This window comes from uncultured Ralstonia sp., from assembly GCA_913056305.1.
In the GTDB taxonomy this organism is placed as follows: Bacteria; Pseudomonadota; Gammaproteobacteria; order Burkholderiales; family Burkholderiaceae; genus Ralstonia.
On record CAJXMR010000155.1, the window covers coordinates 1 to 11514 of the forward strand.

Below are 11514 nucleotides of genomic sequence, written 5' to 3' on the forward strand. Positions count from 1 at the left end.
TCGGGCCCGACGTGGCGCTGGAAGGCAAGCTGGCCGCCAGCCTCACGCTTGCCGGTACGGTGAGCGCGCCCAAGGTGAGCGGCTTCATGACCGGCCAGGACATCGACGTGGCGCTGTACGACCAGGGCATCCGCCTGACCAAGGGGACCGTGCGCGTGGCGCTGGACCAGAACGTGGTCGATCTGCAGGAAGTGGTGTTCTACGGCGGCGAGGGCACCGTGCGCGCGCAGGGCCGCGTGCAGCTCGGCGAGGCCAACCCGAACCTGGCCGGCACCCTCGTCGCCGACAAGCTGCAGCTGTTTGCCGATCCGGACCGCACGCTGGTGCTCTCAGGCCAGGCGCGCATCGCCAACGAGAGTGACCGCGTGGCGATCACCGGCAAGTTCCGCATCGACCGCGGCCTGTTCGACCTGCCCAAGGATGGCGCCCCCAGCCTGGGCGACGACGTGGTCATCGTGCGCCGCGCCGATGCCGCCCGCAACCAGGCCGAGCGTGGCGTGAAGCGCGAAGAGAAACCGGCCGGGCGCTTCAGCCCGGCGGTAAACATCGACGTCGACTTTGGCGACAACTTCCGCTTCAAGGGCGCCGGTGCGGATCTCTCGCTCGGCGGGCAGATGCATGTGCAAAGCGAGCCGCTGGTCCCGCTGCGCGGCACCGGCACGATCTACGTGCGCCAAGGCAGCACCTACGAGGCCTTCGGCCGCAAGCTGGCCATCGAACAGGGCGTGCTGAACTTCACCGGGCCGATCAACAACCCGTCGTTCAACATCACGGCCATGCGCCGCAACCAGGAGGTGGAGGCCGGCGTGCAGGTGACGGGCACCGTGCGCCAGCCGCGCGTGAAGCTGGTCTCCGAACCCAACGTGCCGGATGAGGACAAACTCTCCTGGCTGATGTTCGGCTATGGCGCATCCAGCGCGGGGCTTGCGCAGCAGCAGGCGATGTCCGGCGCGGCGCTGGGCCTGTTGGGCAATGTGGCGGGCAAGAACGTGGCGCGGCGCTTCGGGCTGGATGAATTCTCCATCGGCCCCAGCACGTCGGGGCTGACCGACCCGCAGGTGGTCAGCATCGGCAAGGCGATCTCGGAGCGCATCGTGGTCGGCTACGAGCAGAGCCTGTCGAGCGCGGATTCCATCGTCAAGCTCACGTGGCAGTTCTCGCGGCGCTGGTCGGTGGTGGCGCGTGGCGGTACGATCAACGGCGCATCGGTGCTGTTTAACAAACGTTTTTAATTTGGCACGAATCAACCGCCAGAATGGCTTCGCTTCGTCTTGAGCGTTTCCACGTAGAGGGTCATATGCGGCATCGTCAACTGGGAGTCACCATGGGCATTCTGGCCTCGTTGCTGGGGTTGTTCGGCTGCGATCAGCAGAAGGTCGATCAGGCCGTCGACCGCGCGGGCGATGCGGCCAAGCGCGTGTGGCAATCGGCCAAGCCCGATAACCTGCTGTTCAAGGGGATCGTTGCCGGTCAGTCGACCGAGGATGACGTGCGCGCCACGGCAGGCCAGCCCGACATGATCTGGGAGAACGAGGACGGCACGCGGCAACTGGAATATCCGCGTGGGCCGGAGGGCACGTCGACTTGGCTGGTGACGATCGCGCCGGATGGGCATGTGCGTGGCATTGAGCAGTTGCTGACGGCCGAAAACTTTGCCCGTGTGCGGCCGGGGCAGACGCGGGACGACATTCGGCGGATCCTCGGCAAGCCGACCAAGGTGGAGGTGTTTCGGTTGAAGCAGGAAGAGGTGTGGGGGTATCGGTGGATGGAGAGCCCCACTGAGCGGGCGTTCTTCAATGTGCACTTTGGGGTGGATGGGCGGGTGACGACCACTTCCCGTAGTGACAATCGGTTGAACGGCGGTTAGGTTTTTGGTGGTTGGGCTTCTGCCTGGGTTTTGTTGTTGTTGGTCCACCTTCCTTTCATCCCCTGCCGGGGCCGAAAGGGGAGCGGACCACCAAGGCCCAATCCCCAACCAACCAATCAAATCAACGCACGCGCATGCCGGGCACGGCGCCAGAATGCGGCTCGAGGATGTACAGCCCAGGTTGCGCCTTCTCATCCGCAGCAGAAGCCGCCAACACCATCCCCTCCGACATCCCAAACTTCATCTTCCGCGGCGCGAGGTTGGCCACCATCACGGTCAGCTTGCCCACCAGGTCCTCCGGCGCATACGCCGATTGGATGCCAGAGAACACATTCCGCGTCGTGCCCTCACCCACATCCAGCGTGAGCTGCAGCAGCTTGTTCGACCCTTCCACACGCTGGCACGCCACGATCTTGGCCACGCGCAGATCAACCTTGGCAAAGTCGTCGATGGTGATGGTCTCGGCCATCGGCTCGATCGTCGCGGCACCGTTGGCAGCAGCCACCGGTGCGACATCCGCGGTCGCCTGCAGCGACTGGCGGTTGGCCTCGACCAGCGCATCCACCTGCTTCTTGTCCACCCGCGTCATCAGGTGCGAATACGGCTGGATCGGCTCGGTCGACGACAGTTGCGTGTCGATCGCGCGCCAGGTCAGCGGCTCGACATTGAGGAACGCCTCGATGCGCTCGACCGTGGTCGGCAGGATCGGCTTCAGGTACACGGCCAGCAGGCGGAATGCCTCCAGTGCCACCGAGCACGCTGCATGCAGCTTGTCGCGGTTCGCTTCGTCCTTGGCCAGGTCCCACGGCTTTTCGGTGTCGACGAAGGCATTGACGGCATCGGCCTGCTCCATCACGGCGCGCAGGGCCTTGCTGTATTCGCGCTTCTCGTACAGGTCGGCAATTTGCGGGGCGGCTTCGCGCAGTTGCACCATCAGCGGGTGGCCCAGCGCGGCGTCGCTCACGCGGCCGTCGAAGCGCTTGGCCAGGAAGCCCGCCGAGCGGCTGGCGATGTTGACGAACTTGCCGACCAGATCGCTGTTCACGCGGGCGATGAAGTCGTCCAGGTTCAGGTCCAGGTCTTCCATCGTCGCGTTGAGCTTGGCGGCGAAGTAGTAGCGCAGCCACTCGGGGTTCAGGCCGGTGTCGATGTAGCTCTGCGCGGTGATGAAGGTGCCGCGCGACTTGCTCATCTTGGCGCCGTCCACGGTCAGGAAGCCGTGCGCGAACACGTTGGTCGGCGTGCGGTGGCCCGAGAACTTGAGCATGGCCGGCCAGAACAGCGTGTGGAAATACAGGATGTCCTTGCCGATGAAATGGTACTGCTCGGTGGTCGAGTGCTCGGACACCCAGGCGTCGAAGTCCAGCCCCAGCTTGCCGCACAGGTTCTTGAAACTGGCGTAGTAGCCGACCGGCGCGTCCAGCCACACATAGAAGTACTTGCCCGGCGCGCCCGGGATCTCGAAGCCGAAGTAGGGCGCATCCCGCGAGATGTCCCAGTCCGACAGCGACGATTCGCCTTCCTCGCCGAGCCATTCGCGCATCTTGTTGGTGGCCTCGGGCTGTGCCAGATCGGCCACCCATTCACGCAGGAAGGTCTCGCAGCGCGGGTCGGAGAGCTTGAAGAAGTAGTGCTCGGACGTCTTGCGCACCGGCGTCGCGCCCGACACCACGGAGTACGGGTTCTTCAGGTCGGTCGGCTGGTAGGTGGCGCCGCACACCTCGCACGAATCGCCGTATTGGTCTTTCGCGCCGCACTTCGGGCACTCGCCCTTGATGAAGCGGTCCGGCAGGAACATCTCCTTGACCGGGTCGAAGAACTGCTCGACCTCGCGCACGTCGATCAGGCCGGCGTCCTTGAGCTTGAGGTAGACGTTCTGGCAGAGGTCCTTGTTCTCGTCGGAGTCGGTGCTGTAGTAGTTGTCGAACGAGACCAGGAAGTTGTCGAAATCGCGCTTGTGCTCGGTCCAGACGCGCTCGATCAGCTGGCGCGGCGTGAGGCCTTCCTTCTCGGCGCGCAGCATGACGGGCGTGCCGTGTGTGTCGTCGGCACCCACGTAGTACGTTTCGTGCCCGCGCATGCGCTGGAAGCGCACCCAGATGTCAGTCTGGATGTACTCGACCAGGTGACCGATGTGGATCGGCCCGTTGGCATAGGGCAGGGCGGAAGTGACGAGGATGCGACGTTCGGACATGGGGCAGGCCAGAAAGGTGCGGGCGGGCCGCAGAAAAGGGGCGGCGCGCGGGGAAACGCGTATTTTAGCGCGCCCGGCGGCTATGGACCGGTCACAGGTGAATGTGGGGAATGGAGGGCGTGTGTCCCGCGGCAGGACGTCGCAGGATCGTGTGATCCAAAAAAAAGCGCCGGTCAGAGCCGGCGCAGCTTTCCACAACGGAAAAGGAGGAGAAATCAGGCGCCGCCCGGGAGGTCAGCCACGCATCGCGAGCCAGCGACGTGTGGCAAGCGGCACCTGTTCTCTATGACTGGTCACCCTTGAATTGGTTTCAAATAAATTTCGACGCGGCGATTTTGTGCTCGGCCGGCCTCGGTGGCGTTGTCGGCCACGGGTTGGTTCTGGCCACGGCCTTCCGACGTGAGGCGGCCGCGTGCCACGCCACGGTCGGTCAGGTAGGCGGCCACGCTCTGCGCGCGCTTCTGCGACAGGGTCATGTTGTAGTTCGCGTTGCCGGTGCTGTCCGTGTGGCCGACCACGTTGGCGGCCAGTTCCGGATGCGATGTGAGGGTTTCCGCCACACTGTCCAGCGGGGCCCGGAACGACGGCTTGATCACGGCGCTGTCGGTATCGAACGAGACCTGGCTCGGGATGTTCAGCTTGAGCGAGCCGTCGGGCTGCTCGGAAATCTGCGTGCCCGTGCCAGCGGTGTCGCCTGCCAGCTTGGACTTGATGGCGCCCCAGTTGTAGCCGACGGCCGCGCCGGTTGCCGCGCCCAGCGCACCGCCGATGGCAGCACCCTTGCTGTTGCCGACCAGCGCGCCGATGCCGGCACCCACGGCAGCGCCGACGCCCGTACCCGTCAGGGTCTGGTTCTGCTGCTCGGTGGCGCAGCCGGCCGCCAGCAGGGCGATCAGCGACACGGAAATAAGCTTGGCTTTCATGACTTCTCCTTCAAATTCACGGGATCGATTGTTGTTGTTTGCCGATGGCCGGCGCGGCAAAGGGGTATTGTGGGAAACGGGACGGGAACCACACCGGCAAAATACAATAGCAAATCAACATATAGAGTTGCCAGCGCGCAGCAAAGTTCACGCGGCGCAACCGTTGGCCCGTCCCCCATTCGCATTAGATTTCTGGAGCAAATGTTGAGCGTAACCGTCGAACAGATCACCGAAGCCCTGCGCGGCGTGGTGGATCCCAATACCGAGCGCGACCTGGTGTCGTCCAAGTCGGTGCGCAACATCCACGTTGATGGCGGCGAGGTGTCGCTCGACGTGGAGCTCGGCTACCCAGCCAAGAGCCAGTTCGATACGATCCGCAAGCTGGTGATCGGCGCGCTGCGCCAGGTGCAAGGTGTCGAGAATGTGAGCGTGCAGGTGTCGATGAAGATCGTCGCGCATGCGGTGCAGCGCGGTGTACATCTGCTGCCGAATGTGAAGAACATCATCGCCGTGGCGTCGGGCAAGGGCGGCGTGGGCAAGTCGACCACCGCCGTGAACCTGGCGCTGGCACTGGCTGCCGAGGGCGCCACGGTCGGCATTCTCGACGCCGACATCTACGGTCCGAGCCAGCCGATGATGCTGGGCATCCAGGGCCAGCCGGAGTCCGCCGACGGCAAGACCATGGAGCCGATGGAAGGCCACGGCCTGCAGGCCAACTCGATCGGCTTCCTGATCGAGCAGGACAACCCGATGGTCTGGCGCGGCCCGATGGTCACGTCCGCGCTGGAGCAACTGCTCAAGCAGACCAACTGGCGCGACCTCGATTACCTCATCGTCGACATGCCGCCGGGCACGGGCGACATCCAGCTCACGCTGTCGCAGAAGGTGCCCGTGACGGGCGCGGTGATCGTCACCACGCCGCAGGACATCGCGCTGCTCGACGCCAAGAAGGGGCTGAAGATGTTCGAGAAGGTGGGCATTCCCATCATCGGCGTGGTCGAGAACATGGCGGTGTACTGCTGCCCGAATTGCGGCCATACCGAGCATATCTTCGGCGCTGGTGGCGGCGAGAAGATCTGCGCGCAGTACGGCGTGCCGTTCCTGGGCAGCCTGCCGCTGAACCTCTCCATCCGCGAGCAGGCCGACTCCGGTCGCCCGACCGTGGTGGCCGATCCGGATGGCGCCATCGCCACCGTCTACAAGACGATCGCGCGCCGCGTCGCCATCACCGTTGCCGAGAAGGCGCGCGACATGACGAGCAAGTTCCCGTCGATCGTCGTGCAGAACACCTGAGTCGAGCGCCATGGATGCCGCCGAGCCGCTGCCGACCGAACGCCTGACCGAGCGCCCCTCGGTGCGCGTGGCAGTGGTGCTGTGCCGCCGCCCCACGGCCAACCGCTGGCAGCCCTTCCAGTGGCGGCTGGAGGCGGTGGTGCCGGACCTGGGCGAGTACGGTACCGCGCCGCGCTGCCTGGACTGCACCGACAGCGAGGAGCGCTGGCTCACCCCCGGCTTCACCGTCACGCTGTTCCACGATGAGGCTGAGGGCTACTACCTGAACGTGACCTCGGCCGCGCCGTGCTGGTTCGTGCTGTGGCGCCTGGGTGAGTCCGGTACCGCTGACGAAGGCCGCGCGATCCCGCACACCGTCTCGGTCAGCTACAACGAGGCCGGCCGCTGGCTCGACGGCGGCGAGACGGTCGAGAACGTGCCGCTCGATGCCGCCGCGCTCGAGTGGCTGCAGGCGTACGTGGCCGAGAACTACCGGCCCGAGCCGAAGAAGCGGCGCCGGCCCGAGTCGTTTCTGTCGCCGGAAGAGCGCGCGAAGTATTGAGCGAGGGTGCCGTGAGCGACGAATCCTTCCTGTCGCGCTGGTCGCGCCGCAAGTCGGCTGAACGGCGTGGCGCACCTGAGCCGGAAGCGCCCCCCGCGCCTGCCGAGGTGGTGCCTGCGCCAGTAGCTGCATCCGACCCGCAGCCGATCGAACCCGCGCCCGAGGCGCCGCCACCACCCACGCTGGAAGATGCCGCCAAGCTGACGCCCGCCGACGATTTCGCGCCATTCGTTGCGCGCGGCGTGGACGAGGCCGTCAAGCGCGCGGCACTCAAGAAGCTCTTCGCCGATCCGCACTTCAACGTGATGGACGGGCTCGACACGTACATCGACGATTACTCGCAGCCCGACCCGATTCCGCCCGAGATGCTGCGCGAGCTGCGCCAGGCGGCGGAGTTGCGTCTGTTCGAACCGCTGGACGAGGATGTGGTGGAGCCGGCGGGAATCGAACCCGCGCCCGATGCGCCCCCGGTGGTCACGGGCGAGGCACCGGCTGAGCCCATTGAGCCGGCCGCGCCAGCGGACCCAGACCAGATAACCCCGCATGGCGACGCTAAGCCGCCGTCCGTAGAATAAAAAAAGAGGACCGCGCGGCGCAGACCGTGCGGCCATGTCCCCACCGCCCGCGCGACAGACGCGGGCGCACACGCCAACAGCCATGCCCACGCTGGTTTGCAGTTGCAATCACACCATGCCGCTCGACGCCGATGCGGTGAGCGACGCGCTACGTTCGTCCGGCGCGCCCATCGACGCGCCCGGCCAGACACACCACCTGCTGTGCCGCCGAGAGATCGGTGCCTTCGCGCAGGCATTGGACGGCACCGAAGACGTGATCGTCGCCTGCACGCAGGAAAAGGCGCTGTTTGCCGAAGTGGCCGCGCAGCGCGACGGTGTGACCGCGCCGATCCATTTCGTCAACGTGCGCGAGACCGGCGGGTGGTCCGCAGGTGCACGCCGCGATGCGCGTGGCTTCCATGCCAAGACAGCGGCGCTGCTGGCTGTTGCGGGACTGCCCGAGCCGGACCCGGTGCCGGTGGTCGAGTACCGCTCCGAGGGCAACCTGCTGATCGTCGGCCCGGCTGAGCGCGTGATGCCATGGGCCGAGCGCCTGGCCGATCAGCTGAGCGTGACGGTGCTCGCGACCGGCCGGGATCGCGCCGCCGGTCCGCTGTCGCCGCCGATGGAGCGCCGCTGGCCCGTTCACGCGGGTGAGCTGGAAAAGATCAGCGGCTGGCTCGGCGCCTTCGAGGTGCAGTGGCGCAACCGCAACCCGATCGACCTGGACCGCTGCACGCATTGCAACGCCTGCATCGACGTGTGCCCGGAAGACGCCATCGACACGCTTTACCAGATCGACATGGACGCCTGCCGCGACCACCGCGACTGTGTGAAGGCCTGCGGCGAAGCCATGGCGATCGACTTCGGTCGCGTGGATGCACCGCAGACGCTGTCCGGCCAGTTCGACCTGATCTTCGACCTGAACGACGCGGCGGCCTTCGCCCAACACCAACCGCCGCAGGGCTACTTCCACGCCGGTGCGGATGCTGGCCGCCAATTGACGGCATCGCTGGCCCTGCTGCAGCGGGTGGGCGAGTTCGAGAAGCCCAAGTTCTTCCAGTACAAGGAATCGATCTGCGCACACGGGCGCAACGGCCAGGTGGGCTGTGACGCGTGCGTGCAGGTGTGTTCGGCATCCGCCATCGCGTCGCACTGGAAGGACGGGCGCGGCAGCGTGCACGTCACGCCCAACCTGTGCGTGGGCTGCGGCGCGTGTACGACGGCATGCCCGACCGGCGCCATCACCTACGCCTATCCGAGCGCGCCGTACCAGGGGCGCAAGCTGAAGACGCTGTTGTCGACCTACGCGTCGGCGGGCGGGCGCGATGCGGTGGTGCTGCTGCACAACGGTGAGCGGGGCCGCAAGCTGATCGAGCAACTGGGCCGCGCGGCGCGTATCGGCAAGGCCCAGGGCGTGCCGGTGAACGTGCTGCCAGTGGAGCTGTTCCACGCAGCGTCGACCGGGCTGGACCTGTGGCTGTCTGCGCTGGCGTACGGCGCCGCGCGCATTGCCATCCTGCTCACCGAGGACGATGCGCCGCAGTATCGCGCGATGCTCGCCGAGCAGGTTGGCGTGGCGCAGGCCGTGCTGCAGGGGCTGGGCGCGGGGGACGAAGCGGCCGATGCGCCGGGCGTGGTCCTGATCGACGTGGCCGATGTGGCGGCGCTCGACACGCGCCTGAATGCAGCGGAGGTGTCCGGCCCGCAGCGCGGTTTCCGCCGCGACATGCCGGCCGCCACCTTTGCCGTGGCCGCCGCCAAGCGTGAGACGCTCGACTTCGCGCTCGACCATCTGGCGCGCCATGCCAAGGCCACCGAGGCCGTGATCCCGCTGCCGGCCGGCGCGCCGTTCGGCGCCATCACGGTGGACCGCGAGCGCTGCACGCTGTGCATGGCCTGCGTGGGCGCCTGCCCATCGCAAGCGTTGCGCGACCAGGCTGAGCGCCCCGTGCTGGCCATGATCGAGCGCAACTGCGTCCAGTGCGGCCTGTGCGAAACGACGTGTCCCGAAGATGCCATCGCCCTCGTGCCGCGCCTGAACCTGGCCGCCGAGGCACGCCAGCCGGTCACGCTCAACGAGACCCAGCCGTTCCACTGCATCCGCTGCGGCAAGCCGTTCGGCACCGCGCAGATGATCACGACCATGCTGGCCAAGCTGGGTGCGCATCCGGCGTTTTCCGGCGCGGCGGCCGAGCGCCTCAAGATGTGTCCCGATTGCCGTGTGATCGACATGCTCGAGCGCGGTGAACAGCCCGGCATGACCCGCTAACCGAACGCATCCCATGACCGACGCCCAGCCCCTGCAATTCCAGCTTGCTGCCACCCCCACCGACAACGCCGAGGATCTTGCCCGCGCTGATCTGTACGGCCTGTTGGCGACGTTGTTTTTCCGTGCGCCGGAGGCCGATCTGCTGCTGCGCATCGCCAGCGCGCCGCTGGACCCGGCAGGCGAGGGCGATGCCAATCCAGCCGACGCCGAAGCCGCCGCCAGCAGCGCGCTCACGCAGGCCTGGCGCCGTCTGGTCGCCCGCGCCGGGCAGACCACCGCTGCCCAGGCCGACGACGAATACACCGAACTCTTCATCGGCATCGGCAAGCCCGAGGTGTTCCTCTACGGCTCGTACTACCAGGCCGGCTTCCTGAACGAGAAGCCGCTGGTGGTCTTGCGCGACGATCTGCGCCGCTACGGCCTGGAGCGCGCCGAGGGCATCACCGAGACCGAAGACCACCTCGCCACGCTGTGCGAGGTCATGCGCTACCTGATCGCCGGGGACGACGCTGCCATCGCGCACGTGGAAGAGCAGCGCGCCTTCTTCCAGCGCCATCTGGCGTCGTGGGTCGATACCGCTTGCGATGCTGTGTTGCAGCATCCGCGCGCCGCGTTTTATGTGGATGTGGCCGGCCTGGCCAAGGCCTTCTTTGAAGTGGAACGGCTCGCGCTTGAATTGGCGTGACAGAGGCTGCGATTTGCTTGCCTAAGAAATAAGCACGTCGGCAAGAGCGAGGCTCCGCCGGCATTGTGGCGGGGTGGTTTGTCTTGTGCTGATAGAAAAAAATCATCCGTAAAACGTCAGAAAACGGGGTTTGTCAGGGGTATCAGGCATGGTTTTCTCGTGCCGTTACTTCTAAAATGTGTCGGAAAATTCCTATTACATTCGGTCATCGGTTCTGCTGAACCGGGGAGCATCCACATGCCACGCCCGAGCACGATCCCTCACGCCCCCACTTCGCCCGAGTCGCTTGACGCCGCGCCCACGCGCCGCCGCTTCCTGATGGGGGCCGCCGTGGCGGCAGCAGCAGCCGGCGCTGCCGGAACAGCAGGGCATCTGCTGCAGCAGGAAGCCGATAGCGCGCCGGCAACCAGCGAGCCCGCAGACGACAAGGCCACCGGTTACCGCCTGACCGAGCACATCCGCAAGTACTACAAGACGACGTGGATCTGACGCGACGATCTCGTCCGCGCCTCGGCTCCCACGCACCCCACATCCTCAGGTGACCCCCATGCTTCTGACCCGCAAACCGCCGGTACAGGACACCAAGATCGCCCCGGCACGCCGCCCGGGCGCCGCGTCGCTCTCCGGCAGCCTGGCACGTAGCCTGGCCGGTGCGTTGCCGACCATGGACCGCCGCACCTTCCTCAAGCGCTCCGGCATTGGCGTGGGCGCCGGGTTGGCGGCCACGCAGCTCTCGCTGGTGAAAAAATCGGTGGTGGGCGAGGCGCAGGCCGCTGAGGGCAAGGGCGACATCGTCGTGCGCCGCACGGTGTGCTCGCACTGCTCGGTCGGCTGCTCGGTGGATGCGGTGGTGCAGAACGGCGTATGGGTGCGCCAGGAGCCGGTGTTCGATTCCCCCATCAACCTGGGCGCGCACTGCGCCAAGGGTGCCGCGCTGCGCGAGCACGGCCACGGCGAATACCGCCTGAAGACGCCGATGAAGCTCGTCGACGGCCGCTACCAGCGCATCAGCTGGGAGCAGGCGTTGAACGAGATCGTCGCCAAGATGCAGACGATCCGCCAGGAGACCGGGCCGGATTCGTTCTTCTTCGTTGGCTCGTCCAAGCACAGCAACGAGCAGTCGTACCTGCTGCGCAAGTGGGTGTCGTTCTTCGGCACCAACAACTGCGACCACCAGGCGCGCAT

11 protein-coding genes are annotated in these 11514 nt (G+C 66.3%); 9 read left to right on the forward strand and 2 right to left on the reverse strand.

Annotation, left to right across the window (positions count from 1 at the left end; all coding sequences use genetic code 11):
• Nucleotides 1-1232, forward strand: a 1232-nt coding sequence (locus QZ609_RS19395; protein WP_295498244.1) for a translocation/assembly module TamB domain-containing protein, incomplete at its 5' end; no start/stop codon positions are given.
• A gap of 92 nt (nucleotides 1233-1324) precedes the next feature.
• Nucleotides 1325-1867 carry an outer membrane protein assembly factor BamE gene (bamE, locus tag QZ609_RS19400; RefSeq protein WP_295498247.1) on the forward strand — a complete coding sequence of 181 codons (543 nt, stop codon included), beginning with the start codon at nucleotides 1325-1327 and terminating at the stop codon, nucleotides 1865-1867.
• 121 nt (nucleotides 1868-1988) lie between these two features.
• On the opposite strand, the gene metG is transcribed toward bamE, so the two are convergent.
• Together metG and QZ609_RS19410 are read right to left on the reverse strand one after the other, a co-directional pair.
• Entirely contained in the window at nucleotides 1989-4061 is a 2073-nt protein-coding gene (metG, locus tag QZ609_RS19405; RefSeq protein ID WP_295498250.1) for a methionine--tRNA ligase, read from the reverse strand.
• Between the two features lie 293 nt (nucleotides 4062-4354).
• Nucleotides 4355-4984, reverse strand: coding sequence for an OmpA family protein (locus tag QZ609_RS19410; protein WP_295498253.1), 630 nt, complete (start codon nucleotides 4982-4984; stop codon nucleotides 4355-4357).
• 204 nt (nucleotides 4985-5188) lie between these two features.
• On the opposite strand from QZ609_RS19410, the gene apbC reads away from it, so the two are divergent.
• The 7 genes from apbC to QZ609_RS19445 form a co-directional block, all read left to right on the forward strand.
• The gene (gene apbC, locus QZ609_RS19415; protein WP_295498273.1) at nucleotides 5189-6277 is read left to right on the forward strand and encodes an iron-sulfur cluster carrier protein ApbC; all 1089 of its coding nucleotides are present in this window, start codon (nucleotides 5189-5191) and stop codon (nucleotides 6275-6277) included.
• Nucleotides 6278-6287: 10 nt separating this feature from the next.
• On the forward strand, nucleotides 6288-6818 hold the full coding sequence (locus QZ609_RS19420) for a DUF3305 domain-containing protein (RefSeq protein WP_295498256.1): 531 nt from the start codon (nucleotides 6288-6290) through the stop codon (nucleotides 6816-6818).
• Between the two features lie 11 nt (nucleotides 6819-6829).
• Nucleotides 6830-7393: a DUF3306 domain-containing protein gene (locus QZ609_RS19425; protein WP_295498259.1), complete on the forward strand. Its 564-nt coding sequence runs from the start codon at nucleotides 6830-6832 to the stop codon at nucleotides 7391-7393.
• An 82-nt stretch (nucleotides 7394-7475) separates the two neighbouring features.
• Entirely contained in the window at nucleotides 7476-9644 is a 2169-nt protein-coding gene (locus QZ609_RS19430; RefSeq protein WP_295498262.1) for a 4Fe-4S binding protein, read from the forward strand.
• 13 nt (nucleotides 9645-9657) lie between these two features.
• A complete protein-coding gene (locus QZ609_RS19435; RefSeq protein WP_295498265.1) occupies nucleotides 9658-10329 on the forward strand; it encodes a molecular chaperone in 672 nt (223 codons plus the stop codon).
• Between the two features lie 237 nt (nucleotides 10330-10566).
• Nucleotides 10567-10818, forward strand: coding sequence for a ubiquinol-cytochrome c reductase iron-sulfur subunit N-terminal domain-containing protein (locus tag QZ609_RS19440; RefSeq protein ID WP_295498268.1), 252 nt, complete (start codon nucleotides 10567-10569; stop codon nucleotides 10816-10818).
• A gap of 58 nt (nucleotides 10819-10876) precedes the next feature.
• Nucleotides 10877-11514: molybdopterin-dependent oxidoreductase (locus QZ609_RS19445; RefSeq protein WP_295498270.1), on the forward strand; the 638-nt coding region annotated here is incomplete at its 3' end.

What these genes read in the sequence shown, in the direction of transcription:
- bamE (WP_295498247.1), top strand. Translation starts at nt 1,325, where the DNA reads ATGGGCATTCTGGCCTCGTTGCTGGGGTTGTTCGGCTGCGATCAGCAG.
- QZ609_RS19440 (WP_295498268.1), top strand. Translation starts at nt 10,567, where the DNA reads ATGCCACGCCCGAGCACGATCCCTCACGCCCCCACTTCGCCCGAGTCG.
- QZ609_RS19435 (WP_295498265.1), top strand. Translation starts at nt 9,658, where the DNA reads ATGACCGACGCCCAGCCCCTGCAATTCCAGCTTGCTGCCACCCCCACC.
- QZ609_RS19420 (WP_295498256.1), top strand. Translation starts at nt 6,288, where the DNA reads ATGGATGCCGCCGAGCCGCTGCCGACCGAACGCCTGACCGAGCGCCCC.
- metG (WP_295498250.1), bottom strand. Translation starts at nt 4,061, where the DNA reads ATGTCCGAACGTCGCATCCTCGTCACTTCCGCCCTGCCCTATGCCAAC.
- QZ609_RS19430 (WP_295498262.1), top strand. Translation starts at nt 7,476, where the DNA reads ATGCCCACGCTGGTTTGCAGTTGCAATCACACCATGCCGCTCGACGCC.
- QZ609_RS19410 (WP_295498253.1), bottom strand. Translation starts at nt 4,984, where the DNA reads ATGAAAGCCAAGCTTATTTCCGTGTCGCTGATCGCCCTGCTGGCGGCC.